This window comes from Kitasatospora sp. NPDC057015 (assembly GCF_042673745.1).
Classification (GTDB): Bacteria; Actinomycetota; Actinomycetes; order Streptomycetales; family Streptomycetaceae; genus Kitasatospora.
In genome coordinates this window covers 108,064-132,691 of record NZ_JBHUSG010000001.1, presented here as the reverse complement: position 1 = coordinate 132,691, position 24,628 = coordinate 108,064, and the positions used below count along the sequence as shown (strand labels likewise).

The 24,628-nt window shown below is 74.9% G+C and carries 27 protein-coding genes and 1 pseudogene; 13 read left to right on the top strand and 15 right to left on the bottom strand.

What is annotated here, in order from left to right; genetic code table 11:
- The first annotated feature begins 99 nt into the window (after positions 1-99).
- Positions 100-861 (top strand): DUF4190 domain-containing protein, encoded by a 762-nt coding sequence (locus tag ACFTWP_RS00545; RefSeq protein ID WP_380261062.1) that lies wholly within the window; start codon positions 100-102, stop codon positions 859-861.
- Positions 862-944: 83 nt separating this feature from the next.
- On the opposite strand, the gene ACFTWP_RS00540 is transcribed toward ACFTWP_RS00545, so the two are convergent.
- Positions 945-1,931: an AraC family transcriptional regulator gene (locus tag ACFTWP_RS00540; RefSeq protein WP_380261060.1), complete on the bottom strand. Its 987-nt coding sequence runs from the start codon at positions 1,929-1,931 to the stop codon at positions 945-947.
- Positions 1,932-2,088: 157 nt separating this feature from the next.
- On the opposite strand from ACFTWP_RS00540, the gene ACFTWP_RS00535 reads away from it, so the two are divergent.
- Positions 2,089-3,870, top strand: coding sequence for an NAD(P)H-binding protein (locus ACFTWP_RS00535; protein WP_380261058.1), 1,782 nt, complete (start codon positions 2,089-2,091; stop codon positions 3,868-3,870).
- Positions 3,871-3,934: 64 nt separating this feature from the next.
- Here the strand turns inward: ACFTWP_RS00535 and ACFTWP_RS00530 are convergent, their stop codons facing one another.
- The 4 genes and pseudogenes from ACFTWP_RS00530 to ACFTWP_RS00515 form a co-directional block, all read right to left on the bottom strand.
- Positions 3,935-4,447 carry a hypothetical protein gene (locus ACFTWP_RS00530; protein ID WP_380261056.1) on the bottom strand — a complete coding sequence of 171 codons (513 nt, stop codon included), beginning with the start codon at positions 4,445-4,447 and terminating at the stop codon, positions 3,935-3,937.
- Positions 4,448-4,721: 274 nt separating this feature from the next.
- A pseudogene (locus ACFTWP_RS00525) lies at positions 4,722-4,817 on the bottom strand (pyridoxamine 5'-phosphate oxidase family protein); the annotation flags it as partial.
- Positions 4,818-5,012: 195 nt separating this feature from the next.
- Positions 5,013-5,564: an NUDIX domain-containing protein gene (locus ACFTWP_RS00520; protein ID WP_380261054.1), complete on the bottom strand. Its 552-nt coding sequence runs from the start codon at positions 5,562-5,564 to the stop codon at positions 5,013-5,015.
- A gap of 80 nt (positions 5,565-5,644) precedes the next feature.
- A complete protein-coding gene (locus tag ACFTWP_RS00515) occupies positions 5,645-7,276 on the bottom strand; it encodes an MFS transporter (protein ID WP_380261052.1) in 1,632 nt (543 codons plus the stop codon).
- Positions 7,277-7,373: 97 nt separating this feature from the next.
- On the opposite strand from ACFTWP_RS00515, the gene ACFTWP_RS00510 reads away from it, so the two are divergent.
- The 11 genes from ACFTWP_RS00510 to ACFTWP_RS00460 all read left to right on the top strand — a co-directional run bounded on the left by ACFTWP_RS00510 (position 7,374) and on the right by ACFTWP_RS00460 (position 16,336).
- Complete coding sequence (locus tag ACFTWP_RS00510) at positions 7,374-8,141, top strand: TetR/AcrR family transcriptional regulator C-terminal domain-containing protein (RefSeq protein WP_380261050.1); 768 nt, start codon at positions 7,374-7,376, stop codon at positions 8,139-8,141.
- Positions 8,138-8,479 carry a DUF6204 family protein gene (locus ACFTWP_RS00505; RefSeq protein ID WP_380261048.1) on the top strand — a complete coding sequence of 114 codons (342 nt, stop codon included), beginning with the start codon at positions 8,138-8,140 and terminating at the stop codon, positions 8,477-8,479. Before ACFTWP_RS00510 ends, ACFTWP_RS00505 begins: the two co-directional genes overlap by 4 nt.
- A 329-nt stretch (positions 8,480-8,808) precedes the next feature.
- Positions 8,809-9,942 (top strand): PP2C family protein-serine/threonine phosphatase, encoded by a 1,134-nt coding sequence (locus tag ACFTWP_RS00500; RefSeq protein WP_380261046.1) that lies wholly within the window; start codon positions 8,809-8,811, stop codon positions 9,940-9,942.
- Positions 9,943-10,091: 149 nt separating this feature from the next.
- Positions 10,092-10,931 carry a hypothetical protein gene (locus tag ACFTWP_RS00495; protein ID WP_380261044.1) on the top strand — a complete coding sequence of 280 codons (840 nt, stop codon included), beginning with the start codon at positions 10,092-10,094 and terminating at the stop codon, positions 10,929-10,931.
- Positions 10,932-11,131: 200 nt separating this feature from the next.
- Positions 11,132-12,775: a sensor histidine kinase gene (locus ACFTWP_RS00490; RefSeq protein WP_380261042.1), complete on the top strand. Its 1,644-nt coding sequence runs from the start codon at positions 11,132-11,134 to the stop codon at positions 12,773-12,775.
- Complete coding sequence (locus tag ACFTWP_RS00485) at positions 12,766-13,449, top strand: LuxR C-terminal-related transcriptional regulator (RefSeq protein WP_380261040.1); 684 nt, start codon at positions 12,766-12,768, stop codon at positions 13,447-13,449. The genes ACFTWP_RS00490 and ACFTWP_RS00485 overlap by 10 nt, the downstream gene beginning before the upstream one ends.
- A gap of 136 nt (positions 13,450-13,585) precedes the next feature.
- The gene (locus tag ACFTWP_RS00480) at positions 13,586-14,236 is read left to right on the top strand and encodes a TMEM175 family protein (RefSeq protein ID WP_380261038.1); all 651 of its coding nucleotides are present in this window, start codon (positions 13,586-13,588) and stop codon (positions 14,234-14,236) included.
- Positions 14,237-14,377: 141 nt separating this feature from the next.
- Positions 14,378-14,545, top strand: a complete 168-nt coding sequence (locus ACFTWP_RS00475) for a hypothetical protein (RefSeq protein WP_380261036.1) — start codon at positions 14,378-14,380, stop codon at positions 14,543-14,545.
- Positions 14,546-14,734: 189 nt separating this feature from the next.
- A complete protein-coding gene (locus ACFTWP_RS00470; protein WP_380261034.1) occupies positions 14,735-15,214 on the top strand; it encodes a hypothetical protein in 480 nt (159 codons plus the stop codon).
- Positions 15,215-15,435: 221 nt separating this feature from the next.
- Positions 15,436-15,930 (top strand): tyrosine protein phosphatase, encoded by a 495-nt coding sequence (locus ACFTWP_RS00465; protein WP_380261032.1) that lies wholly within the window; start codon positions 15,436-15,438, stop codon positions 15,928-15,930.
- 142 nt (positions 15,931-16,072) lie between these two features.
- Positions 16,073-16,336 (top strand): chaplin, encoded by a 264-nt coding sequence (locus ACFTWP_RS00460; protein WP_380261030.1) that lies wholly within the window; start codon positions 16,073-16,075, stop codon positions 16,334-16,336.
- Positions 16,337-16,468: 132 nt separating this feature from the next.
- On the opposite strand, the gene ACFTWP_RS00455 is transcribed toward ACFTWP_RS00460, so the two are convergent.
- The 10 genes from ACFTWP_RS00455 to paaA form a co-directional block, all read right to left on the bottom strand.
- Positions 16,469-16,831, bottom strand: a complete 363-nt coding sequence (locus ACFTWP_RS00455; protein WP_380261028.1) for a cupin domain-containing protein — start codon at positions 16,829-16,831, stop codon at positions 16,469-16,471.
- Between the two features lie 193 nt (positions 16,832-17,024).
- Positions 17,025-18,302 carry a kynureninase gene (kynU, locus tag ACFTWP_RS00450; protein WP_380261026.1) on the bottom strand — a complete coding sequence of 426 codons (1,278 nt, stop codon included), beginning with the start codon at positions 18,300-18,302 and terminating at the stop codon, positions 17,025-17,027.
- Positions 18,299-19,135 carry an alpha/beta hydrolase family protein gene (locus ACFTWP_RS00445; RefSeq protein WP_380261024.1) on the bottom strand — a complete coding sequence of 279 codons (837 nt, stop codon included), beginning with the start codon at positions 19,133-19,135 and terminating at the stop codon, positions 18,299-18,301. Before ACFTWP_RS00445 ends, kynU begins: the two co-directional genes overlap by 4 nt.
- Positions 19,128-19,973 (bottom strand): tryptophan 2,3-dioxygenase, encoded by an 846-nt coding sequence (locus tag ACFTWP_RS00440; RefSeq protein ID WP_380261022.1) that lies wholly within the window; start codon positions 19,971-19,973, stop codon positions 19,128-19,130. Before ACFTWP_RS00440 ends, ACFTWP_RS00445 begins: the two co-directional genes overlap by 8 nt.
- Before the next feature lie 18 nt (positions 19,974-19,991).
- Positions 19,992-20,759 carry an SDR family oxidoreductase gene (locus ACFTWP_RS00435; protein WP_380261020.1) on the bottom strand — a complete coding sequence of 256 codons (768 nt, stop codon included), beginning with the start codon at positions 20,757-20,759 and terminating at the stop codon, positions 19,992-19,994.
- Positions 20,760-20,930: 171 nt separating this feature from the next.
- The gene (locus ACFTWP_RS00430; protein ID WP_380261018.1) at positions 20,931-22,043 is read right to left on the bottom strand and encodes a 2Fe-2S iron-sulfur cluster-binding protein; all 1,113 of its coding nucleotides are present in this window, start codon (positions 22,041-22,043) and stop codon (positions 20,931-20,933) included.
- A 9-nt stretch (positions 22,044-22,052) separates the two neighbouring features.
- Positions 22,053-22,571: a 1,2-phenylacetyl-CoA epoxidase subunit PaaD gene (gene paaD, locus ACFTWP_RS00425; protein ID WP_380261590.1), complete on the bottom strand. Its 519-nt coding sequence runs from the start codon at positions 22,569-22,571 to the stop codon at positions 22,053-22,055.
- Positions 22,565-23,341, bottom strand: coding sequence for a 1,2-phenylacetyl-CoA epoxidase subunit PaaC (paaC, locus tag ACFTWP_RS00420; protein WP_380261016.1), 777 nt, complete (start codon positions 23,339-23,341; stop codon positions 22,565-22,567). Before paaC ends, paaD begins: the two co-directional genes overlap by 7 nt.
- Entirely contained in the window at positions 23,331-23,633 is a 303-nt protein-coding gene (gene paaB, locus ACFTWP_RS00415) for a 1,2-phenylacetyl-CoA epoxidase subunit PaaB (protein ID WP_380261014.1), read from the bottom strand. The genes paaC and paaB overlap by 11 nt, the downstream gene beginning before the upstream one ends.
- On the bottom strand, positions 23,630-24,553 hold the full coding sequence (gene paaA, locus ACFTWP_RS00410) for a 1,2-phenylacetyl-CoA epoxidase subunit PaaA (RefSeq protein WP_380261588.1): 924 nt from the start codon (positions 24,551-24,553) through the stop codon (positions 23,630-23,632). The genes paaB and paaA overlap by 4 nt, the downstream gene beginning before the upstream one ends.
- Positions 24,554-24,628: the final 75 nt, after the last annotated feature.

Sequence of the window (24,628 nt, the reverse complement as noted above, 5' to 3'; positions counted from 1 at the left end):
GAGTGTGATGCACTGTGCGGCGGCCTGTCGGGCGAGGCGGCTCCCAAGGCCGTTCCGGATCGGGACCGGCCGCTCGATCACGACTGCCGTGGAGGACTCGTGTCCGCTCAGGAATCGAACGGGCCGGTCTTCGGCAACGGGACTGCGGGACCGCACGAGGACGGCGGCGACCGGTCCGCCGGGCATCCCGAACACCCCGAACAGTCTGAGGTGTTCAGGTCCTTCGTCCAGGGCTCGATCCATGACGACGACCCGCACGCCCGGCCCGGATGGAGCCGCCTGGCGATCGCCTCGCTGGTACCCGGAGTCATCGGATTCCTCTGGCCACTGGGACTCCTGCTGGGCATCGCGGCACTGCTGCGAATCCGGCGGACCAAGCAGAGCGGGCGCTGGGCCGCCGTGACCGGCCTGGTGCTCTGCACGACATGGGCGATCGTCGGCACATCCGTGTTCGGCGACGGGACCTCCGACGACCAGCACGTCCGGACGGTCAGCGGGTACGACCTGCGGGTCGGCGATTGCTTCGGCCTCCAGCCGTCCGAGGCGAACCTCGCTTCGGAGGTGACGGCGGTACCGTGTGCGCAGCCGCACCACGGCGAGGTGTTCGCCACCGCGGACATGGGCGACGCGATCAACGGCGGCGCGGCCGAGCGGGCGGACGGGGCACGGGAGGCCTGTGCGGCAGCAGCCAAGGACCGGAAGCAGGGCCGAGCGGTCCCCGCCTCCGTCCGGATCGACGTCCTCCTGCCGTTGGGCAACACCCTGACGGCGCGGCCGCACCGGACGGTGATCTGCGCCTTCGTGGACAGTGCCGCCTGGACGGGCAGGCTGGGCGACGGCGCCACCGCGCCGGAGCTGTAGGCCGGCCCCGCCCCGATCATCCGCCCGGATCGCGTGCAGTCCCCTCGCCGGCCAGGAGCGAGGCCCCTGCGCCGCCGGCAGCGCTACTGCGCCGGCCGCGCGGGGCGGGGCGGCTCCGGTGGGTCGCTCGCCCCGGGGAGTGCGCGAGCCGTCCGACGGTAGTGGCCGGGGGCGGCGCCGTACTCCCGCTTGAAGGCGTGGGCGAAGGCGAACTCGGAGGTGTAGCCGACCCGGTGGGCGACCTCGCTGAGCGGCGCGTCGGACTCGGTGAGCAGTCGCGCCGCGGTGGTCAGGCGCCACCACGTCAGGTAGGCCCCGGGTGACCGTCCGGTCAGGGTGGTGAAGCGCCTGGAGAAGGCGGCCCGGGAGAGTCCGGCCCGCCTGCCGAGCGTCTCGACCGACCACGGGTGCGCGGGGGTGCGGTGGATGCCGTCCAGTGCCGCGCCGATCGCCGGATCCGCCACGGCTGCCGCCCAACCGGTGGCCGGGCCTTGCTCCGGTCGTCCGTCGAACCAGGCGCGCAGGATGTAGAGCAGCAGCATGTCCAGCAGGGCCGGGACGACGGTGTCCGTGCCGAGCCGGGGGCTGTCCAGTTCGGCGCCGAGCAGGTCGACGGCCGCGCGCAGCTCCGTGCGGTGTCCGACGCGGGCCGGCAGGTGGATCACGTCGGGGAGGTCGTCGAGGAGTGGATGGGCCCGGCCGGAGTCGAGCCGGTACCCGCCGCAGAGGGTCACGGTGGTGGCGCGTTGCAGGGGGTCGCCGACCGCCGCCGAGCTGTGGAGTCCGGCCTCCTCCAGCGGGTCGCAGGCGGGCTCCGCGGCCGGGGTGGTGGGACTGTCGGCGAGGGCGTAGCCGTGCCCGTGGGGGAGGAACACCACGTCGCCGGTGCCGAGCTGGACGGGCCCGCCCTCCGGCGGGAGGAGCCAGCAGGCCCCCTGGAGGACCACCTGGAACCCCGCCGACCCGAGGGCCGCCGGGAACCGCTGCCCCCACACCCCGTGCCAGTGGACGCGGGCGGAGCGGGGGCGTCCGGCGCGCATGAGGGCGATCACGTCGCTGAGCACATCCACGGCGGGAGTCTACGGGCCGTCAGAGAGACGATGACGCATGATCCGGAGCCCTTCACGCATGGAACGTCTCGTCGGCCCTTCCTAGGGTTGGACATCAACGAGGCGGCCGGCCACGGGTGATGGTCACACCGCGGCGGGCCCGGGGAGAGGGGTTCTCATGTCGGGGCATCGCAAGGTCCTGGTCACCGGCGCGACCGGTGCGGTCGGTCGGCTGGTGGTGGCGCAGCTGCTGGAGGCGGGGAGCGCGGTTCGTGCGCTCGCCCGCGACCCCGCCACGGCCGCCCTGCCGGACGGCGTCGAGGTGGTGCGCGGCGATCTGTCGGACCCGGGCACCGTGCCGACGGCGTTGGACGGGGTCGACGGGGTGTTCCTGGTCTGGCCGTTCGCCGGCGTGGAGGGTCTGACCGAAGTCCTGGCGGCCGTCGCCGGGCGGGCGCGCCGCCTGGTCTACCTGTCCTCCGCGGCCGTGCGCGACCACGAGCGGCGGGCCGAGCGGCTGATCGCCCGGTCCGGGCTGGAGTGGACGGTCCTGCGGCCGCACGCCTTCGCGGCCAACGCTCTGAGCTGGGCGGAGGGGATCCGCTCCGGCGCGGTCGTGCGCGAGCCGTACGGCGCGGCGGCCGCGCCCGTGGTGCACGAAGGGGACATCGCGGCGGTCGCCGTGCGTGCGCTCCTCGGCGAGGGGCACGCCGGTGCGATCCACGAACTGACCGGGCCCGAGTCGCTGACCCGGGCCGAGCAGGCCCGCATCATCGGCGAGGTGATCGGCCGCCCGGTGCGCTGGGAGGAAGCCACGGTGGGGGAGGCCCGGCAGCGGATGTCCGCCCGTGGCTGGCCGGCCGAGGCCGTGGACGGCGTCCTCCGGGCGCAGGCCGGGGCGGTCACCGATCCCCTGCCGCCCACGGACACCGTGGAGCGGGTCACCGGGGCGCCCGCGCGCACCTTCCGCCGCTGGGTCACCGACCACGCGGACGCCTATCGCGCCCCCGTGACGGCGGAAGCCCTTCGCGCCCCCATGACGGCCGTCCGCATCCACGGGTACGGACCGGTCGACGTCATCCGCAGCGAGGTGGTCCCGCGCCCGGTGCCCGGACCGGGGGAGGTGCTCGTCCGGGTGGCCGCGACCTCCTTCAACCCCTCGGAGACGGCGCTCCGGGCCGGAAGGCTGCGCGACGTGCTGGCGGTGCCGCTCCCGTACACCCTGGGCTGGGACGTCTCCGGCACCGTGGTGGAGGTCGGCGGTGACGTCCGGGGGTTCGCCGTCGGTGACCGCGTCCTCGGGCGCCTGGACGGGGGCGGGGCGGCAGCCGAGTACGTCGCGGCCCCGGTGGGCGTCCTCGCGAAGGCCCCCGCCTCGGTCGACCCGGCGGTCGCCGCCGCGATCCCGGTCGCCGGGCTGACGGCCTGGCAGGCCCTGTTCGACCACGCCCGGGTGACCGCGGGGCAGCGTGTGTTCGTCAACGGTGCCGGCGGGGGAGTGGGTCTCTTCGCCGTCCAACTCGCCAAGCACGTGGGCGCGACGGTCGTCGCCACGGCCAGTGGCCGGAGCCGCGCGGCGGTGCGCGCCCACGGCGCCGACCTGATCGTCGACTACACGACCACACCCCTGGGTGACGCTCTCGGCGGCCCGGTGGACGCGGTGGTCAACCTCGCCGCGATCACCCCTGAGTCGGCGGCCGGCCTGGTGCGTCTGGTCCGGCCGGGCGGTGTCGTGGTCTCGATCGCCACACCCGTCGAGCCGCCCGCCGACGGGTCGGTCGGCGCCGTCCACGTGATCGCTCGCAACGACGTCGCACAGCTGACCGCGATCGTCGGGCTCGTCGACGCCGGCCGGCTCGCGCTCGACGCCGTCGAGGTGCGGCCGTTGGCGGATCTCCCGCTCGTGCATCGGGAGAGCGAGGCGGGCCGGACCCACGGAAAGATCGTCCTCAGGGTGTGAGCCCGACCGCGGTCGCTCCTCGTACGGTCACCCGTAGGTCAGGAGGTCGGGGCCGGGGTGCCGCTCAGCCGGCCGCGGCCCGGAAGCGGGCGGTCAGCTCCGCCAGGGAGTCCCGCTCCGCGAGACTGGAGGCCGTGGCGCGGCCCTCGCGCCGCGCGGCGTCGCTCGCGTAGCGCAGCGGCGGCTCGGCCCAGCGCCAGGCGCCGGCCGCGCAGTGCCGCTCACCGGGCGTGCCGTCCTCCACGGCCCGTACGAGGTCGGTCAGCACCCGGCGGCGGCCGACCGCCGCGACCAGGGCGGTGGCGAGCCAGCGCGGTGAACTCGGGTCGTCGTCCCGCAGCAGCGCTGCCAGCACCCGCTCGTAGTGGCGCGCGGCCAGCGCCCGGTCGGCCTCCAGCGCCCGGTACGCCAGCTGCCGCTTGTGTCCGATCCGGTGGTACCGGGGGTAGTGCGGCTGCCGTTCGGCGAGCAGTGCCACCCGCTCGTCGGCCTGCTCCTCCTGCCAGGGCAGGCCGAGAGCGTCCAGCAGCTCGTCCAGCGCCTGTTCCTGCCCGGCGAGCCGCTCCGCGAGGTCCATCGCCGTCCTCCTCCGTACCCGGTCAGCCGCCCACCCTACGCGGCCGGCCGCTCGACTCGTCGGCGACCCCGGAGGGGCGGCGGCGCGATGCCGGCCGGCCGTGCTGCCCGCTCCGCGGCGCGGTCGCGGAAGGCGGGGTGTCCGCGGCGGTGGCGTGTCCGCCCGGAACACGTCCGGGCGGGTGGGCGGAGCTCCGGGATCGGCTGCCGGCCGCCCGGGCCTGGACCGACTGCGCTCGGTCGGTCGGCCGGGACCGCGTGGCGGCGGGCTGCTCGGTCCTGCGCCGGAACTGACGTGGTGCGTAGCCGTCGCGGCGCAGCCAGTGCTCGGTGTACACGATCCGCTCGGCCGCCACGACGACGAGCGCGCCGCCGGTCGAGTCGCCGCTCGGGGGGGCGGCCAGCCAGGGATTGGTCGTGGCCGTGGTCGATCATGCCACGGCGGGCGACGGGGCGTCAGTGCGGCTGATCACCCTCGGGGCCGGTTTCCGTCCGGGTCGTCCCTCCGTCAGGCCCCCTCCGCCCGGGCCGGCCGTAGGGGGTACGGCCGGTGGCCCGGCGCGGTGTCAGGACAGGTCCCCCGCGCGGGCGGCGAGCAGGATCGCGGTGACGCTGCCCGCCTCGGTGATGGCGCCGGAGAGGACCATGGCGACGACCTCGGAGAGCGCGTAGCGGTGCACGGTCATGGCGCCCTCGGTGTCGTCGCGGGCCATCACCCCGGGCTCCAGGTCGGTGGCGAGGAAGAGGTGGGTGGCGGCGGCGCTGCTGGCGGGCAGCGGGTGGATCAGCCCGAGCCGCCGCCAGTGGCGGGCCCGGACGCCGGTCTCCTCCTCCAGCTCCCGGGCCGCGCCCGCCGACGGTTCCTCGCCGGGCTCGACCCCGCCGCCGGGCAGGTGCGGCATCCGGCGTCCCGTCAGGTAGAACTCGTCCTCCACCACCATGACCCGCTGCTCGTGGTCGAGTGCGAGGACGCGCACGCTGTCGGCGACCTCGACGTGCTCGTAGCCGAAGGCCGGCGCGGCCGGCCCGGTCACGGTGTCGCGGACCAGCCGGATGAACGGGCCCTCGTGCAGCACCTCGCGGTCGGCCCTGGTCCAGCCGCCGTTCTCCCCGGCCATCGGACGGTCCCCTCTGTCGGATCGTCCGACCGTACGCCGTTCCGGGCCCGGAGGGGAGACCGCGGGGCCCGGGTCGGCGTTCATCGTCCTATCGGCCCCGGCCCGGCGCCGGCGCCGGCCTCCGTCCGGGCTTCGGTCCCCATGATCGCGGTGGTTCCGGTGGTTCCGGTGGTCCCGGTGGTCCCGGTGCTCAGGTCCGGCGCCGCGTCCGGCTCCCGGGTGAGCGCGGGCCGCAGCAGCACCGCGACCAGCACGGCCGTGGCCGCCAGGGCGGCGCCCCCGCAGCGCAGCGCCAGGTGGAGCCCCTCGGTGAAGGCCGTGTCCACGGCGTCGCGCAGCGCACCGCCCGGGCCGTCGCCGCCCACCAGGCCGGGGACGGGGGCGGCGCCGGTCGGCAGGTGGCGGCCCTCCGGCGGAACGCCGAGCCGGTCGAGCGCACCTGCCAGCGAGCTGTTCAGCCGGCTGGTGAGCACCGCGCCGAGCACCACCACCCCCACCACCCCGCCCAGCTCGCGCAGCGTGTTGACGATCGCCGAGGCGGCGCCGGCCCGGGCGGGGTCGACCCGCCGCATGACGGTGATGGACACCGGGGTGAAGGTCATCCCCATGCCGAGCCCCATCGCCAGGAGCACCCAGAGGTAGTGCGGGTAGCGGGCGTGGCCGTCGTAGAGCGAGAGCCCGGCCAGCGAGGCGCCGCACAGGGCCAGGCCGGCGACCAGCGGCAGCCGGGGCCCGCGGCGGGCGGTGAGGGCCCCGGCCAGCGGCGCGGCCAGCACGATCATCGCGGTCATCGGCAGGCCCGCGAGCCCCGCGTCCGAGGGGGCCCAGCCCATCACGTCCTGCATCAGCAGGGGGAGGAAGAAGGCCACGCCGAACATGCCGAAGGAGACCATGAAGCCGCTCACGGCGGCGGCACCGAGGGCCGGATCCCGGAAGAACCGCACGTCGAGCATGGGGTCGGTGACGCGTAGCTCCACCAGGACGAAGAGCGGCAGCAGCACGGCCGCCGCCGATCCGCAGGCCAGCACGCCGGGGTCGGTCCAGCCGCGGGCCGGCCCCTCGATCAGGGCGTAGACGAGGGCGGCCAGGCCGAGTGCGGACAGTGCCTGCCCGGCCGGGTCGAGCCGCCGCACCCCGGTGCTGAACTCGGGGAGCGTCCGGGCCGCGAGCAGCAGCCCGGCCACCCCGATCGGGACGTTGATCCAGAACACCGAGGCCCAGCCGAAGGCCTCCACCAGGGGGCCGCCCACCACCGGGCCGACCGCCAGGCCGAGCGCGGAGACCCCGGACCAGAGGCCGACCGCCCGGGCCCGCTCGCGCTCGTCGGGGAAGACGTTGCGCAGGATCGACAGGCTGCCCGGTGTGAGCAGTGCCGCGCCGACGCCCTGCAGCATCCGGGCGGCGACCAGCAGGCCCGTCGACCAGGACAGGCCGGCCGCCGCCGAGCCTGCGGTGAACAGCGCCAGCCCGGTGAGGAAGATCCGGCGGCGGCCGTAGCGGTCCCCGAGCGTGCCGCCGGTGAGCAGCAGCGCGGCGTAGACCAGGCTGTAGCCCTCGACGACCCACTGCAGCGCGCCCACGTCGGCGTGCAGCTGCCGCCCGATCCGGGGCAGGGCGTTGTTGACGACGACGTTGTCGAGCATCGCCATGAACATGGTGGCGCACAGGGTGGCGAGTACCAGCCTCTTGCGCCGGGGGGTCGAATCCTCCATCACGGTCCCTAACGGTGTTAGTCGGTTGTCCGGCGGGGATAGACTGCCCCTAACGGTGTTAGATGGCAAGTGGGATTTCCCGACACGGAGGTGGCCGGTGGCAGACGACGGTACGGACGGACCCCGGCAGCCGGGGCCGCCCCCGGAGCCCCCGGGCGCGGACGTGACCCCGCACCCGGGCCTGACGCCGGAGACGATCGCCCAGGCCGCCCTGCGGGTGCTGGAACGCGAGGGCATCGACGGACTGTCGATGCGCAAGGTCGGCGCCGAACTCGGGGTCAAGGCGGCCTCGCTCTACTGGCACGTCCGCAACAAGGAACAGCTGCTGGACCTGCTCACCGACGCCCTGATGGCCGACGCCGTACCCCCGCCCCGCGAAGGGCCCTGGCGCGACCAGCTGCGCTCGTACTGCGAACGCCACCGCCAACACCTGCTCGGCAAACGGGACGCCGCCAAGGTCGTCGCCGGCAGGCTGGCCCCCGGACCGCACATGCTGCGCCTGATGGACGACCAGCTCGGGCGGCTTCGCGACGCCGGCTTCCCCGATGCCGACGCGGCGCTGGCCAGCTACCTGCTCGGGCTGTACGTCCACGGCTTCGTCCTCCAGGAGCAGACGCCGATGTCGGCCTCCGAGGCCATGGGAGCCGGTCGCCGCGAGGTCGCCACGGCCGTCGGCGACCAGTTCCGCCGGCTGCCGGAGGCGGAATTCCCCCATGTGGTCGCCCTCGCCGGCGCGCTCACCGAACCGTCCATGGACGCCCGCTTCGCCTTCGGCCTCGAACGTCTCCTCGACGGCCTGGCCGCGCTGCTGGACGAGCCGGCGCCCACCACCCCCCACTCACCGTCCGAGGGACAGCACCCATGAGCGACCGCACCTACCGCGTCATCGTCCGCGGCGTCTTCGCCGGACTCGACGAGGACCGCCGCGCCCGACTGGCCGAGGCCGCCGACCAGCACGACATCCTCAACGCGACCTTCACCGACGAGGGCACCCTCGTCTACGACCGCTCGCTGAGCACCTTCAGCTTCCGCTGCGTGGTCGGCCAGCCCGCCGACCGCGACGACGCGGCGGCGGTCGTCGAGGCCTGCGACCGGGCGGCCGCGGCCCTCGCCGAGCGCGGCATCGGGCACGGTCCGCTGCGCGGCGCCGCGACGAGCCTGGACGACATGAAGATCCGCCGACCCCGGGCGTCCCGCCGCTGACCGGTCGTGGCCCGGCGCCGGCCCGTCGTCCGGCGCAGGCCCGTCGTCCGGCGTCGGCCGACCCCCGGGCGGAGCCGGTCACCCCGCCGTGTCGGATCCGGGTGGACGGGTAGGGGCCGGAAGTCCCGAAGCCGGGCACCGAAGGCCTCTGCCCGGGCCTGCGGCCGGACCCTAGGCTGGTGCACACCCGGCCGTCACGGCCGCCTGCCCCCGCGAACACGCCCGAAGCCGGTCGGGGCGCAGGCGGCCGTACCCAGCGATGCGACCCAGAACCGGCGGCACCGTCCGCATCAGGCCGGGCAGCGGAGCCGTCGCGACGGGAGCTGTCCATGAAGTCCTTCAAGCCCTTCCTCCGGGACGCGCAGCGCTGGCTGCCCGTCGCCGCCATGGGGTCCGTGGCGGTGGCGGACCTGGGGATCGCCGGGGTCGACATGGGAGGGTTTCCCGTCTACGCCGCGGGGCCCGCGCTCGCGGCCGCCTCCGGCACGGTGCGCCGGGTCCTGTTCACCGGCCTGCTCGGCGCCGCTCTCTGCCTGGCCACGGCGGCCGTGGAGGGCCTGTTCGGCCATACCCGGATCTACGTCGCCCTCGCGGCGATCCTCTACGTCACCCTCGCCGCCTGCTACGTCAGCGCCAGGCGCCGGCGGGCCGAACACGACCTGCTCGACGCGCGGGCCGTCGCCGACACCGTCCAGCACGTCCTGCTCGCCGAGCCGCCCGGCCGGATCGGCCCGCTCAACCTGGCCGCCTCCTACGTCTCCGCGGCGCGGGCGGCCAGGATCGGCGGCGACCTGTACGAGGTGGTGGCGGTCCCCGGCGGGGTACGGCTCATCGTCGCCGACGTGCAGGGCAAGGGCTTGGAGGCCGTCCGGGGAGCCAGCGTCGCGCTGGCCGCCTTTCGCGAGGCCGCGCCGTACGCCGAGCGCCTGGAACCCGTGGCGGAGCGCATCGAACTCGCCCTGGCGCGGCGCACCGACGGCGAGCGGTTCGTGACCGCCGTCCTCGCCGAGATCCGCGACGACGGTGTCGTCACCCTGCTGAACTGCGGCCACCCGGCGCCCATCCTGGTGCGCGCCGACGGAGGCCTCGAACTCGCCGAACCCGCCGTACCGGCACCGCCGCTGGGCCTGTCCGACCTCGCGCAGGGCGTACCGACCCCGCTGCGTCTCACCCTGGAGCCCGGCGAGCGGATCCTCTTCCACACCGACGGCCTCACCGAGGCCCGCGACCGCTCCGGCGGTTTCTACCCGGCCCTCGCCCGGGCCGGGGCCCCGCTCGCCGACCCCGTACCCGGCCGGGCGCTGAGCCGGCTGCGCGCGGACGTCGGACGCCACACCGGCGCCGACGCGCAGGACGACTCGGCGCTCCTGCTCGTCGAGTACGCGCCGGAGCGGGCGGCCCGGACCGGCGCCCGGCATCCGGTCCGTGACGAGGCGTACGCGGCGGCCGGCCGCGCCGCCTGAGCCCGACCGGCGACCGCGACCCGTGAGGTACGGCAGGCCCGGGAGGGCGCAGGCCGAGGCGTGCCGCGGTGCCTGCGCTTCCCAGCACGCCCGCGGGACACGGCTCGCGCCGCCGCCCGCGGCCCCACCTGCGGCGTTACGCTCACCGGATGGGCCGAACCGATGAGCGCGCCGAGGGCGCCGGACCGTTCACCAGCAGGCTGACCTGGCGCCCGGCCCGGGGCGGCGCGGCGATCTGGGAGTCCCGCCTGGCCCGCAAGCGCGGGGCGCTGCGGATCCGCACCGAACGGGGCACCGAGCACCGCGCCGCGATCGACGACACCGCGGTGCTGCGGCGCCTGGGCCGGCTCAACGCGATCGCCGCGGGTGCCTTCACGGTGGGCGGCGCGCTGTTCGCCCTCGGCGCCGCGCTCACCCAGCTGGGCACGGTCGGCGTGCGGACGAGCGCCTCGGTCTACTTCGCCGGCGGGCTCTTCTTCAACACCGGCGGCTACGTCTCCCTGCTCCAGGCCGTCAACGCGCCGCGCCCGGGCAGCGGGGCCGACCGGCTGGTCGCGACCCGGTGGCGCTGGTGGAGCTTCGAGCCGATGCGGATCGACTGGCTGAGCACCTTCGTGCTGTTCGTCGGGACGCTGGTGTTCGGCGTCAACCTGCTCGACTCCTTCCTCACCGGCCTCAGCACCCAGCAGGTGAACCGGCTGATCTGGGCTCCCGACATGGTGGGCTGCGCGCTGTTCCTGATCTCCGGGCACCTGGCGATCGCCGAGGTCTGCCACGGCCGCCTGTGCTGGCGGTCGCGGAGCCTCGACTGGTGGATCGTCATGGTCAACCAGCTCGGCTCGGTGCTCTTCCTGGTCGCGGCGCTGGCCGCGTTCACCCGCCCGGAGACCGGCAGCCTGGTGAACGTGGACATCGCCAACTGGGGAACCTTCGCCGGGGCACTGTGCTTCTCGTTCGGCGGCGTGCTGCAGTTCTTCGAGCGGCCGTAGGCCGCTGGCAACCCCGGCGTGGCCCGGCCGCGGCCCGCTGCCTCCCGCCGGTCGGGCGCGCGGCAGGGATCCGCCGGCGGGGGGTAGGTGTTTGCCTACCCCGGAGGTGGGTTCCGGCCCATGGCGGCCGCCCTGCCCCGGGCAGCAGCATGATCTCGGAGGCCGCAGCGCGCGGCCACAGGACGAGACGAGGGCCGGACATGTGGCCGTTTCCGATGCACGCGGGGGCCTGGGTCCCCGGCGTGGTCGTGGTGTTGACCGCGCTCTGCGGCGTACTGGCCGTCAGGGCGGAGCGGGCCCCGGCCCGCCCGGCCGGTCGGGCCCGGCCCTTCGGCTGGCCCGTCGTGGCCGGGCTGCTGGGCATGGCGGCGTACGCGAGCGGGTCGGTGCTGCTGCTCGACCTGCACAACCCCGGGATCGACCTGCGCAACCCCGGCACGCCCGGCTACTCGGCCATCATGACGGTGCCGGACCTGGCGCCGGACGGGCCGCTGCCGTCGGCACTGCTGCTGGCGGGCCTGCTCGCCACGGTGCTGCTCCCGTCGGTGCGCGCGCCCAGGCGGTGGGTGTTGCCGGTGGTCGCGGTGGTGACCGGTGAACTGCTGCTGTGGCTCAACGCGTCCACGCACGGGCCGTCGTGGCCCGGGCTGGGCCTCCTGCCGGGGGGTGCGGTCGTCCTGGCGCTCGCCACCTGCGCCGGGCTCGCCCTGGGCGGCGCGGCGAGCGGTCGACCCGGGCGGGTGGCGGGGGTGGGAGCGCGGCGGTCCGCGCGCTGGGCCCTGCTGCTGCCGGCCGTGGTGGTGATGGCCGGGAGCCTGCTCGGCCTCGACCCGTGGACGGCCGCTCATCCGAGCCCCGGCACCGGGCCGGCCGTGACGGAGTACCAGGTGGGTCTGGCCCTGCTGGTGGCCGTCACGGCCGGGCTGCTGCGGTGGCCGCGGCTCGCGGCGGACTTGGCGGCCCTCGGGCTGCTGGTGATCGGGGCCTACTCCATCGCCCAGGGCGGGTTCGGGCAGAGCCTGGTGGAGGTGCGGACGTTCGGCTCGCCGAGTGGTCACGAGCCCCTGCTGCCGATGGAGTTGGGCCATCACGTCGCCGTACTCGGAGGGATCCAGGGGGCGTTGCTGCTCGCTCTCGGGCTGTGGCTGCTGCCGCGGACCGTACTGCCGGACGCCAGGCGACTGCTGGGGCGCGAGCTGGACCCGGCGCTGGCCCGGCGGGTACGGGAGTTGACCGAGACCCGGGCTGAGGCGGTCAGCTCCGCTGCCTCGGAGCTGCGCCGGATCGAGCGCGACCTGCACGACGGCGCGCAGGGGCGGCTGGTCGCCATCGGGATGAACCTGCGGACCGCCGAGGACATGATCGTCAGCAGTCCGCAGGAGGCCGTCGCACTGGTCGTGGAGGCCCGGGTCGCCTCGGCGGCGGCGCTGGAGGAACTGCGCGGCCTGGTCCGGGGGATCTACCCGCCGATGCTGGCCGACCGCGGCCTGGGCGAGGCGGTCCGGGCGCTGGCCCTCGACCTGCCGCTGCCCTGCGAGACCGAGATCGATCTGCCCGGGCGGCTGGCCGCGCCGCTGGAGTCGGCCTGCTACTTCGCCGTGGCCGAGCTGGTGACCAACGCCGTCCGGCACGCCTCGGCGCGGAGCCTGCGGCTGCGGATGGCCCGGGCGGACGGACTGCTGCGGATCGAGGTGATCGACGACGGCGTGGGCGGCGCGGATCCCGCCGCGGGCACCGGACTGGCGGGGGTGGAGCGGCGGTTGGCGGCCTTCGATGGCATTCTGGCGGTCAGCAGCCCGCCCGGCGGGCCGACGGTCGTGGTCCTGGAGGTGCCGTGCGCGTAGTCGTCGCGGAGGATCTGTTCCTGCTCCGGGAGGGGCTGGTCAGGCTCCTCAAGGCGCGCGGGTTCGAGATCGCGGCGGCCGTCGACAGCGCGCCGGGCCTGCTCGGCGCGCTGCTGGAGTTCCGTCCCGACCTCGCGATCGTGGACATCCGGCTGCCGCCCACCAACACCGACGACGGGCTCCGCGCGGCGCTGGCGGCCCGGGAGCGGGTCCCCGGGCTGCCGATCCTGCTGCTCTCGCAGTACGTCGAGCAGATCTACGCCCAGGAACTGCTCGCCGACCAGGCCGGCGGGGTCGGCTACCTGCTCAAGCACCGGGTGTTCAGCGACGACCAGTTCGTGGACGTGATCCGCACGGTGGCCGCCGGCGGCACGGTGATGGACCCGGAGGTCGTCACCAAGCTGCTCGGCCGCCGCGGTCGCGGCGAGCACGAACCCCTCGGCCGGCTCTCGGAACGGGAGCGCCAGGTGCTGGAACTGATGGCCGAGGGGCGGTCCAACAGTGCGATCGCGCAGCGGCTGTTCGTCAGCGAGAAGGCGGTCTCCAAGCACAGCACCAGCATCTTCGGCAAGCTGGACCTGGCCCCCTCGGAGGACGACAACCGCCGCGTGCTGGCCGTGCTCGCCCACCTGACGGCCGCCCCCCGGGAGGGCCGGGGCCCGGCGGGCGGGTGAGCCGCCGGTCGGCGGGACCGCCGACATCCGGTGCCGATCACGACGGTGGTGCCGCCGGTCACCTGCGGGGGTGGTGCGTGGGGGTGTCCGACCCTGGTGTAATTTAGGATTCAACTAAAGGGCCGAGGAGATCGACATGTCCGAAGTGCGCGCCCCCCGGCGCAGGTTCACCCGCTCGGAGACCGCCCGGGCGGAGGCCTTCAGCGACGGCGTCCTCGCGATAGCGGTGACCATCCTGGTGCTCGGCCTGACCGACCCGCCGCACGAGCCCGGTGGCCTCGGTCGGGCCCTGCTCCGCCAGTGGCCGGTCTACCTCGGCTATCTCGCCTCCTTCAGCTACGTGGCGGTGATCTGGCTGAACCACCATCAGGCCTTCGTGCGGATCCGCGCGATGGACCGCGGGCTGCACGCGGCCAACCTCCTCCTGCTCTTCACGACCGGCGCCCTCGCCTTCCCCACGGCGGTGGTGTCGGACGCCCTGCGGAGCGATGCCTCCGGCCCCGACGCCCGGGTGGCCGTCCTCCTCTACGCCGTGATCGCGGCCGGCATGTGCGGCAGCTGGATCCTGTTCTACGGGCACCTGCACCGGCATCCGGAGCTGCTCGACCCGGACGTCGAATCCTCCTACGTGGTCCACGGTCGGCTGCGCTCCCTGGGCGGCGCGGTCGCCTACCTCCTCGCAGGGGCGGTCGGGATGCTGCTCTCGCCGCTGCTCGCCCTGGTCGTCTTCATCGCCCTGCCGGTCTTCTACTTCCTGACCAGCGAAGGTCTGCCGGCCCGGTCCTGACGGCTCCCGACCGCCGTCGGGCGTTCCGACGGCCCGGCGGCGGGGGTGTGGGGCAGCTCACCGGCGGGTCCCATGTCCGCTTTGATACCCCCTAGGGTATCTTGGCGGCGAGGCCCGCCGGGCCGTCGAGAGGAAGACCCCATGTGCCGACGTGTCGCCTGCCGAGCCTGCGGCAAGCCCACCCATGCCGGGTGCGGCCTGCACGTGGACCAGGTGCTGGCCGGAGTGCCCAGGTCCGACCGCTGCGCCTGCGACCGGGACGCCCCGCGCCCGGGCGGCTGGCTGGGCAGGCTCCTCGGCCGTCGCTGACACCCCGGCCGGGCCGGATCCGACCGCGGTGCGCAGGCGGGACGCGGGTGGTCGCCCCGGCCCCGGAACCCCCGCCCGGTGCGGCCGGTTCGTCCGTTTCCCCGTCCGACCGTTCGCTTGCCGGTACGGTCGGACGGGTAGCCGAAAAGGCACTGGTGCCCGCGCGTCGATTCGGCCAAACTGCGGCGCATGGACTGGATGCCCCTGCTCTCCACGCTCGCCGGTGCCGTCATCGGCATCTCCGCCACCCTGGTCGCGGATCGCAACCGGTGGCGGCGCGAGGAGGCCCGGCACGCGCTGGAGGTCCGGCGCGAGGCGTACACGGAGTTCGTCTCCGCGCTGAAGGCGGCCGGTGAGGAGATGCGGGCCGTCGCGCTGGGCGACCACATGTCCGGATCGGCGCGGGACACGGCGGTGCGGGAGGCCTTCCGCGGCACGGGCCTCTACACGGCGAGCGAACGGCTCTGGCTGGTGGGGCCGCCGCAGGTCGTCACGGCCGGGAACGAGGCCTTCGGTTGCCTGCGCCGGATCCGCGACGCCTACGCCCGGGGGGTGGCCGTCGACTCCGAGGAGGCCGCACTCCTGATCGCACAACGCCGCGCCGCGATGGGGCGGCTGCGCGCTCGAATGCGTGTCGACCTGGGGATCGGCCCGCTCGGGATCGAATGACCTCGGCCGCGCCCGGCCCGCTGCGAGGTGCCGCCGGGTCGTGGTCGCGCCTCCTTCACCCCCGCCGTCGTCGTTCTCCACTGTCGTCGTCCCCCGCCGGGTTCGTTCCCTCGGGGGCGGGTCGGCCCCTGCCTGCCGCGGCGCGGAACCGGGCGGGCCCGTCCGCCTGCTCGCCGGCACTCGGCCGCGCGCGGGAAACCATCGATCGAAAGGCTGCTCGCATGCGCCCCACCCTCTTCACCCTCGACGTCCCCGGCCCCGGGCGGCTGAGCACCATGGCCAAACCGCGCGGCGGCGACTGGCTGGAGGACGAGATGACCGCGCTGGGCGCGCACGGCGTCGACGTGCTGGTCTGCGCGCTCACCCGGGCCGAACGGGAGGAGCTCGGCCTGACCGACGAACCCCGGGCGGCCGCGGCCGCCGGCCTGCGCTTCGTCGAGATACCGATCCCCGACCGCACCGTCCCCGATCCGGCGACCGTCCTGCCGATCCTGCGGTCGCTCGCCGAGGAGCTGCGGGCGGGGGCGCACGTCGTCACCCACTGCCGGGCGGGCATCGGGCGCTCCTCCCTGCTCGCCGCCGCGCTCCTCATCCTCCGGGGCACCGATCCCGACACCGCCTGGGCCAGGCTGGAGGAGGCCCGCGGCCTGGCCGTCCCGGACACCGCGGAGCAGCGGGCGTGGACCCTGAACCTGCCCGGATCCACGGCGTCCTGACGGTACGAATCCCCTCCCGGTCCGGCCCTGGGGCAAAAGGAGTGAAATCATCTTTAAATATGCGAGATGACGGCCCCACCTGGCGGTGGTGACGGACCCGGCCCCACAGCATGGGGCCAAGGCACCGACCAGGAGAGGCAAAATGATCAAGAAAATCGCTGTCGTCGCGGCTGCTGCGGGTGGTCTCCTTCTCACCTCCGGGGGCTGGGCCGTCGCCGACTCGGCCGCTCACCGGGCCACGGACGGAATCCCCGCGGTGGTGTGCGCAGGCGGCAACCAGGCCCCCGTGTCGAACATCTGCGGCAACACCAACACCTACAACGCCGACGTCCTGGGCGACCTGCTCAGCTCGCTCTCCCTCTCGACCGTCCTCGACGGCCTGGGCGGCAGCGGCGGAAACAACTGACTCCGTTCGAAGCGCGTACCGAAGGCCGGGCCCGGACCTCATCGCGCGGTCCGGGCCCGGCCTTCGGTACGCCGACGACGCACGCCGATCCCGTGACCGCATCCGTTCGGCCGGCGGTCGCCCGTGCTCGGGTCAGCGCTTGGCGTAGTCCGCGAAGCCCTGCCAGTCGATGACGACGCAGGCCGTGTCGCCGAGCACCCAGGCGTCGTGGCCGGGCCCGCAGATCATGAAGTCGCCGGGGCCGAACTCCTCCTCCTGGCCGTCGTCCATCACGACCTTCATCCGGCCCGAGATCACGTAGCCCATGTGCGAGGCCTGGCAGGTGTCGGTGCCGGCGAGCGGTTTGATGTGCTCGGACCACCGCCAGCCGGGCTCGAAGGTCCCGCGCCCGACGGCGCCCGCCGCCAGGTTGACCAGCTCCACCTTCCCGGTGTCCGCCACGAAGGGGCGGACCTCCTCGGGTGTGTCGAGGCTCATGCGAACGAGGCCGGACATGTCGCTCTCCTCCGGACGGGGGCGACCGCCCGGGCTCCGCGGTGCGCGGGGCGACCCGGCCGCCCTGCCGACGTCTCCAGTCTCCGCTTGCCGCCGCCCGACGGCCACGGGAGCACGGAGAGCTGCGCCGCCTCCCCGACGGACCTCCCACCGACGGACCGTGCGGCCGTGGTCGGCCCGACTGCCGGCCCGCTCAGGTGACCTCGCCGCGGCGCCGGAAGCGCTCCTGCCGGTGCTCCCCGGCCAGCACCACCGCGCGGAGCTGCCGCACCGCCGTCAGGACGTCCCCGTGGGAGGTGTAGAGCGCGTTGACCCCGAACCGCAGCAGGTCCGGTGCGCGCATGTCCCCGATCACGCCGTGTGCGGCCAGCGCCTGCACCAGGGCGTAGGCGTCGGGGTGCCGCAGGGCCACCTGGCTGCCGCGCCGGGCCGGCTCGCGCGGGGTGGCGGCGGTGAATCCGAGGCCGTCCAGCTCGCGGTCGGCGCAGTCGAGCAGGAAGCCGGTGAGGGACAGGCTCTTGGCGCGCACCTCGTCGAGGTCCACCCCGTCGAAGGCGGTCAGCGCGGCCTCCAGGGCGAGCATCGACAGGATCGGCGGGGTGCCGATCCGGGCCCGGCCGACGCCCTCGGCGGGGGTGTAGTCGGAGCTCGCGGCGAAGGGTTCGGCGTGCCCGTTCCAGCCGGTCAGCGGATGGTCGAAGTCCGCGTGGTGGCGCCGGGCGACGTACAGGTAGGCCGGCGCCCCCGGGCCGCCGGAGAGGTACTTGTAGCCGCAGCCGACGGCCAGGTCGACGCCCAGCGCGTCCAGTCGGACGGGCAGCGCGCCGGCCGCGTGGCAGAGGTCCCAGAGCATCAGCGCCCCGCTGCGCCGCGCCGCGTCGGTGGTCGCGGCCATGTCGGACAGCTCGCCGGTGCGGTAGTCGACGGGGGAGTAGCCGGCGACCGCCACCTGATCGCCCCGGGCGGCCAGGAACCCCGGCAGGTCGGCGAGCGGGAGCCGGTGCACCTCCAGGCCGGTGAGCCGCGCCACCGAGTCGGCCACGTACTGGTCGGTGGGGAAGTGCGCCGGATCCGTCAGCAGCAGTGGCCGGCCCGGCCGCAGCCGGGTGGCGGCGGTGAGCGCGTTGAACAGCTGGACGCTGGTGGAGTCCCCCGCCACGGTCTGGCCGGCCGCCGCGCCGATCAGCCGGCCGATCGCGTCCCCCACCCGGAGCGGCGCCTGCCACCAGCCGTTGTCGTTCCAGGAGCGGATCAGGTCGCCGCCCCACTGCCGGTGGACGGCGTCCGCCAGGGCGGGCGGCACCGCGGCCGGGAGGGCCCCGAGGGAGTTGCCGTCCAGGTAGACGACGCCCTCCGGGAGCAGGAAGCGGCTGCGCAGCCCGGCCAGCGGGTCGGCGCGGTCGAGCTCCCCGGCGCGTTCCGTGAGCTCGTCGCCGGGGCGTCTGGTGGTCACTGCGGGCTCGGTGGTCACTGCGGGGTCCTCCCGGTGCGGGCGGCCAGTGGGCGTGACAGCCGGGCGAGGGTGTCGACCACCGAGCGGGAGGCCGCGGATCCCGGCTCGATGAGGACGTAGTGACCCGTCCCCGGCAGGGTGACCAGTTCGGCGTCCGAGTGTACGGCCGCGTAGTCGGTGAACTGCGCAGGCGGCAGCTCCTCGTCCTCGGCCCCGTGCAGGACGACGGTCGGCACGCCGGTGGTGCCCGTGGCGCGCAGCAGTGTCAGCGGGTCGACCAGGGGCAGTCTCGCCTCCACCAGGCCCGGCCCGCCGAGCAGTTCGAGGGCCGCGGCGTTGCTGAGGCCGGCTCGGATCGCGCCGGCCAGGTCGGCCACCGGGGCGAGGGCCAGGATCGCGTCCGGCAACTGCGTGGTGTACCACGGCGAGTCGACGGGCAGCAGCCCGCGCGCGCCGGCCCACAGGGCGAGGTGGCCGCCCGAGCAGTGGCCGGCCAGGACGTAGGGCCGGCCCTGCGGGACGGTGGCGAGGGCGAGGGCGATGTCGTCGAAGGTCGCGGGGTAGCCGCCGGCCCCGCCCATCCGGCGGAACCCGGGCAGCGCGACGGTGAAGCCCTGCCGTGCGAGGTGGGCGGCGAACGGCGTGAGGTGCATCCGGTCGTACCGCCAGTACCCGCCGTGCAGCAGGACGACCAGCGGTGCGTCCGGGTCCTCGGCGGGCCAGAGGTCGTAGACCTGGTTGGGGTGGCCGCCGTACCGCCCGTGCACCGGCGCGGCCACCGGCTTCAGGCTCAGGACCCGCAGCTCCTCGGCCGCCGCGAAGTCGGAGATCGTCCGGGGGGTCTCAGACATGGCTGCGGGCCGTCCAGATCTCTGGGAACACCGAACGGGCGGCGCGCTTCTCCAGCCAGGCCACGCCCGGGGAGCCGCCGCTGCCGGACTTGGCGCCCATCGCCCGGCGGGTGGCCAGCAGGTGGTCGCTGCGCCAGCGCAGGACGAGCTCGGCGACGTCGGTGAGGGCCTCCCCGAGGGCGACCAGCGGGTCGTAGGGCGAACCGGCGTAGATCAGGCGCCAGGCCTCCTCCACCTCGGCGTCCGGTTCGTAGGCCTGGGTCACGTCCCGCTGCAGGACGTGCTCGGGCACCGGAAGGCCCCGGCGGTGCAGGTAGCCGAGCACCTCGTCGTAGAGCGAGGTGCGGGTCAGCAGCTCCTCCAACTCGGCGTGCACGCGCGGTTGGGCGCGGTGCGGCTGCACCATCGAGCGGGACTTGTCGCCGAGCAGGAACTCCAGCTGGCGGTACATCGCGGACTGGAAGCCGGACGCGGGGCCGAGCGCCGCGCGGAAGCTGTTGAACCGGGCCGGGGTCAGGGCCGCGATGGGCCGCCAGGAGTCGTTGAGGGCCTGGTGGGCGTCGAGGCTGCGCCGCAGGGCGTCCATCGCGCGGTCGTAGTCGTCCTTGAGCAGGGCGTCCCGGGCGGTGCCCCACTCGTGCACGATCAGGGTGAACCAGAGTTCCATCACCTGGGTGGTGACCAGGAAGGCCATCTCGGCCGGGTCGGTGGAGAGCGGCTGTTGGAGCGAGGTCAGCACGGCGGCGTGGACGTAGTCCTCGTACGGCGTGGTGCCGTCGAACTCGGTCGTGGGGTCGTCGTCGTCGGTGTCGAGCGGGACGGGCACGGTCTGGTTCATGATTCTCCTCGGGAGGGGTCAGACGCCGAGGTGGGCGCCGCCGGTCGCGTCCAGGTACTGGCCGGTGATCCAGCGGGCGTCGTCGCCGGCCACGAAGGCCACCACGTCGGCGATGTCCGACGGCTGGCCGATCCGGTCGAAGACCGAGAAGGACGCGAGCTCGGCGCGGACGCGGGGATCCTTGAGGTGCGGGTTGATCTCGGTGTCGACGATGCCGGGGGCCACCGTGTTGACGGTGATCCCGCGCGGGCCGAGGGCCAGGGCGAGGGTGAGGGTGAGGGTGTCCAGCGCGCCCTTGGTCATCGAGTAGGCGACCGTCCGCGGGAAGGCGATCCGGGTGGCGCCGGAGGAGATGTTGATGATCCGTCCGCCGTCGCGCAGCCGCCCGAGGCCCTGCTGGATGAGGAAGAACGGCGCCCGGACGTTGACGGCGAAGACCCGGTCGTAGTCCTCCTCGGTCACGTCGGCGATCTGCCGGGGGAGGGTGATGCCGGCGTTGTTGACCAGGATGTCCAGGCCCGGCTCGGCGCCGCGGCGCTCCAGGCCCTCGTCGAACGCCGCCCAGAGCGCGGCGGCGTCCCCGGGGACGCCCAGTTCGGCCCCGAGGGCGAAGGCCTGGCCGCCGTCCGCCTCGATCCCCGCGACGGTCTCCTTGGCCGCGGTCTCGTTGCCGCCGTAGTGGACGGCCACCAGGGCGCCGTCCCGGGCGAGCCTGCGCGCGATGCTGCGGCCGATCCCCCGGCTGCCGCCGGTCACCAGTGCCGTCCTACCGGAAAGCCCGCTCATGGAGGTGGTCCCTTTCGTTGCCCGCGGTGTGTGGGAGGTGTGGTGTGGGAGGTGCGGTGTGATGTGGGTGTCCCCGGGATCGAGGTCCGGGGCGTTCGGCGGGCCCGGCCCGGCCGCGATCGCCGCGATCGCCGCGAAGCGGGCCCAGGGCCCCCGGCCGGGCCGACCCGCTCAGGCGTCGAAGTCCAACGCGACCTCGGCCGAGGCGGGTCGGGCCCGGCAGGTCAGGACGTACCGGGCGGCCAGTTCCCGCTCGCCCAGCGCGTACTGGCGATCCATCAGGACGTCGCCGCCGACCACCCTGGCCCGGCAGGCGCCGCACAGGCCGTCGCGACAGGAGTAGGGGGTCTCCGGGCGGGCCCGCAGGACGGCGTCCAGCACCGTGCGGTCCCCGGGGGCCATGGCGGCCTCGCTGGTGCGGCCGGCCAGCCGGGCGGTGATGCGCGCCGCGGCGGGGCGCTCACCGGTCACCGGCTCGGGTCGGCCCCCGTCGACCGAGAACAGCTCGAAGCGGATCCGGGCCGGGTCGGCGCCCCGCTGGAGGAGGGTGTCGCGCACCGTCTCGACCATCCCGCGGGGCCCGCACAGGTAGAACCACCGGCTCTCGTCGGGCTCCGCGCCCAGCAGGGTCAGCAGTCTCGGCAGCCGCGCGGCGTCGACCCGGCCGGAGAGCAGCTCGGCCTCCCGGACCTCCCGGGAGAGCACGTGCAGGGCGAAGAACCGGCCCAGGTACGCGTCCTTCAGGTCGGCCAGCTCGTCGGCCAGCAGTGCGGACCGCGAGTCCCGGTTGGCGTGCACCAGCGAGACCCGGCAGTGCTCGTCCTCCCGCAGCGCCGCGACCGCCATGCTCAGCAGCGGAGTGACCCCGCTGCCGCCGGCGATCAGCACGTGGTGCGCTCCGGGCTGCTCGGCCAGGCGGAACTCACCGACCGGCGGCGAGAGTTCGAGCTCGTGGCCGGTGGCCAGCCGGGTCACCGCGTACTCCGCGAAGCCGCCGGGGCCCAGCCGCTTCACCACCAGCCGCAGCCGGTCGGGCTCGCGCGGCGCCGGGCAGACGGAGTAGCTGCGGCGCAGCTCCCGCCCGTCCAGGACGTGCCGGACGGTCACGTGCTGGCCGGCCCGGTGGGCGAAGATCCCCGCCAGCGGACGCGGCACGTCCAGGGAGATCGCCACGGCGTCCTCGGTCAGCCGCTCCACCCGGGTCACCCGCAGCCGGTACCAGCCGGTCGCGCGCCGGGCGGCGGCCGGGGGACTCTCCCGATCCGCCTCTGTGGTCGCTGTCATGATGCTCCGTCACATCGCTTTCAGATGGGCGAAGGTCTCCCGGCAGGCGGTGCAGAACACCACCGCCTGGCACCGGGTCGCCCCGAAGGCGCTCTGCGGGCGGGTGGCCTCCGAGCCGCAGTGCGGGCAGCGCGCGCCGAGCCCCAGACGGACCGCCACCGGCGCGTCCACCGCGCCCGGTGGCGCGATGCCGTGCTCGGCGAGCTTGCGACGCCCCTCGGGGGTGATCCGCTCGGTGCTCCACGGCGGCGCGAGCACCTGCCGGACCCGCCCGTCGGGGTGGCCGCAGGCCACCAGCACCGCCCGAATGCCGGCCTCGATCGCCGGCATCGCCGGACAGCCCAGGTAGGTCGGGGTGACCACGACCTCCAGCCGGCCGTCCGGTGCGAGGCCGACCGACCTGATCACCCCCAGCTCGGCGAGCGTGACCACCGGCAGCTCCGGGTCCGGGACGCCCGCCACCCGCGCCCGGACCTGCTCGGCGGCCAGCCGCGGCAGCTCGCGCAGACCCTCGGGGGCGCTCACCAGGAGCCTCCCGGGTACTGGCGGTGGACCGACTGGAACTCGGCCAGCATCGGCCCGAACTCCTCGGTGTGCAGGCCGGATCGGCCGCCGGTGGCCCGCCAGTCCGGGGTGGGGACGGTCAGCCCCGCCGCCGCCAGGACGGCGGCCACCTCCTCGTCCCACGCCGCGCGCAGCCGGCCGGGCGCGACCGCGCTCCCCGCCTCGTCCAGCCGCCGCACCGGCTCGTCGCTCTCGAACAACTCGGCCGTGTAGGGCCAGAGCAGGTCGAGTCCGGCCTGCATCCGGCGCCGGCTCTCGGCGGTACCGCGGCCGAGCCGCACCGTCCACTGCGTCGCGTGCATCCGGTGGTACTCGACCTCCTTGACCGCCCGCACCGCGAAGGCCGCCAGCACGGGGTCGGTCGACTGCTCCAGCGCGCCGTACAGCAGCCGGGCGTAGTGGGCGTACGCCAGCTGCCGCACGACGGTCACCGCGAAGTCCCCGCCCGGGAGTTCCACCAGCAGGGTGTTGCGGAACCGGCGCTCGGTGCGCCCGTACGCGAGGTCGTCCTCGCTGCGGCCGGTACCGTCCAGCACGCCGGCGTGCCCGAGCAGCAGCCGGGCGTGGCCCAGCAGGTCCAGGGCGATGTTGGACAGGGCCAGGTCCTCCTCGATGGTGGGCGCCCTGGTCACCCACTCGCAGAGCCGCTGGCTGAGCACCAGCGCGTCGTCGGCCAGGCCCAGCACGTACCGGGCGAGGTCGTGGGCCGACCGGCCCGGATCGTCAACCGTCATGGCCGTCCCGCTCGTTCAGTGGCACGTAGTACTCGGGGTAGCGGTAGGGGCGGTCGGCCGCGTTGCTGAAGAACGGGTCCTTCTCGCTCGGCGAGGACGCCCGGACGTCGTCCGAGCGCACCACCCAGACGGACACCGGCTCGCCCCTGCGGGTGTACAGGTCACGGGCGTTGGCCAGCGCCATGTCGGCGTCGGCCCCGTGCACCGAACCCACGTGCTGGTGGGACAGGCCCCGGCTGGGCCGGACGAACACCTCCCACGGCGTCTGCGCCCGATCGGTCCGCCCGCTCATACGCCTCCCTCCTCCCCGTACGGGCCCGCCGCATGGGCGTCCACGGCCTCGCGCACCCAGGCGCCGTCCTCGTGCGCCGCCACCCGGTGGGCCAGTCGGCGGCGGGCGCAGTGCGAGCCGTCCGCGAGGACGTCCCGGAACTGCCGCCACTCGATCGGGCCGAAGTCGTAGTGACCGCGCTCCGCGTTCCACCGGATGTTCGGATCCGGCAGCCGCACGCCCAGCCGCTCCGCCTGCGGCACGCAGTTGTCGACGAACCGCTGCCGCAACTCGTCGTTGGTGTGCTGCTTGACGCCCCACGCGATCGACCGGCGGGTCAGCGCCGCGCCCATCGCCGCCGTCCGCTCGTCGGCCCCGCCGGCCACGGTGTCCGGCGGTCCGAACATCAGCGCCACCGCCGGCAACCACCAGCGCGTCACGGCGTCCTGGGCCATCTCGCGCTGCTCCTCCGTGCCCCGGCAGAGCGACCACAGCACGTCGTAGCCCTGCCGCACGTGGAACGCCTCCTCCTGGCAGACCCGCCGCATCGCCCGGGCGTACGGCCCGTACGAGGTGTGGCAGAGCGGGACCTGGTTCACCACCGCCGCGCCGTCCGTCAGCCAGGCGATCGCGCCGGTGTCCGCCCAGGTCAGGGCGGGGTGGTTGAACGTGGCCGAGTACCGCTGGTGACCGCTGTGCAGGGCGTCCAGCAGCTCCGCCCGCGAGACGCCCAGGGTCTCGGCCGCCGAGTAGAGGTAGAGGCCGTGGCCGGCCTCGTCCTGCACCTTGGCGAGCAGCGAGGCCTTGCGGGCCAGCGTGGGTGCCCGGGTGAGCCAGGCGGCCTCCGGCTGCATGCCGATGATTTCGGAGTGGGCGTGCTGGGCGATCTGCCGCACCAGCATCCGCCGGTAGCCGTCGGGCACGTGGTCCCGCGGCTCGATCCGCTCCCCGGCGGCGAGGAGCGCCTCGAAGTGCCCGACGACGTCCGCCTCGTCGGGCGGCTGCGCCGTGGCGGC

Coding starts and splice junctions, on each gene's coding strand:
- ACFTWP_RS00535 (WP_380261058.1), top strand. CDS start 2,089: ATGTCGGGGCATCGCAAGGTCCTGGTCACCGGCGCGACCGGTGCGGTC.
- ACFTWP_RS00530 (WP_380261056.1), bottom strand. CDS start 4,447: ATGGACCTCGCGGAGCGGCTCGCCGGGCAGGAACAGGCGCTGGACGAG.
- ACFTWP_RS00520 (WP_380261054.1), bottom strand. CDS start 5,564: ATGGCCGGGGAGAACGGCGGCTGGACCAGGGCCGACCGCGAGGTGCTG.
- ACFTWP_RS00515 (WP_380261052.1), bottom strand. CDS start 7,276: ATGGAGGATTCGACCCCCCGGCGCAAGAGGCTGGTACTCGCCACCCTG.
- ACFTWP_RS00505 (WP_380261048.1), top strand. CDS start 8,138: ATGAGCGACCGCACCTACCGCGTCATCGTCCGCGGCGTCTTCGCCGGA.
- ACFTWP_RS00500 (WP_380261046.1), top strand. CDS start 8,809: ATGAAGTCCTTCAAGCCCTTCCTCCGGGACGCGCAGCGCTGGCTGCCC.
- ACFTWP_RS00495 (WP_380261044.1), top strand. CDS start 10,092: ATGGGCCGAACCGATGAGCGCGCCGAGGGCGCCGGACCGTTCACCAGC.
- ACFTWP_RS00490 (WP_380261042.1), top strand. CDS start 11,132: ATGTGGCCGTTTCCGATGCACGCGGGGGCCTGGGTCCCCGGCGTGGTC.
- ACFTWP_RS00480 (WP_380261038.1), top strand. CDS start 13,586: ATGTCCGAAGTGCGCGCCCCCCGGCGCAGGTTCACCCGCTCGGAGACC.
- ACFTWP_RS00475 (WP_380261036.1), top strand. CDS start 14,378: ATGTGCCGACGTGTCGCCTGCCGAGCCTGCGGCAAGCCCACCCATGCC.
- ACFTWP_RS00470 (WP_380261034.1), top strand. CDS start 14,735: ATGGACTGGATGCCCCTGCTCTCCACGCTCGCCGGTGCCGTCATCGGC.
- ACFTWP_RS00465 (WP_380261032.1), top strand. CDS start 15,436: ATGCGCCCCACCCTCTTCACCCTCGACGTCCCCGGCCCCGGGCGGCTG.
- ACFTWP_RS00460 (WP_380261030.1), top strand. CDS start 16,073: ATGATCAAGAAAATCGCTGTCGTCGCGGCTGCTGCGGGTGGTCTCCTT.
- ACFTWP_RS00455 (WP_380261028.1), bottom strand. CDS start 16,831: ATGTCCGGCCTCGTTCGCATGAGCCTCGACACACCCGAGGAGGTCCGC.
- ACFTWP_RS00445 (WP_380261024.1), bottom strand. CDS start 19,135: ATGTCTGAGACCCCCCGGACGATCTCCGACTTCGCGGCGGCCGAGGAG.
- ACFTWP_RS00440 (WP_380261022.1), bottom strand. CDS start 19,973: ATGAACCAGACCGTGCCCGTCCCGCTCGACACCGACGACGACGACCCC.
- ACFTWP_RS00435 (WP_380261020.1), bottom strand. CDS start 20,759: ATGAGCGGGCTTTCCGGTAGGACGGCACTGGTGACCGGCGGCAGCCGG.
- ACFTWP_RS00430 (WP_380261018.1), bottom strand. CDS start 22,043: ATGACAGCGACCACAGAGGCGGATCGGGAGAGTCCCCCGGCCGCCGCC.
- paaC (WP_380261016.1), bottom strand. CDS start 23,341: ATGACGGTTGACGATCCGGGCCGGTCGGCCCACGACCTCGCCCGGTAC.
- paaB (WP_380261014.1), bottom strand. CDS start 23,633: ATGAGCGGGCGGACCGATCGGGCGCAGACGCCGTGGGAGGTGTTCGTC.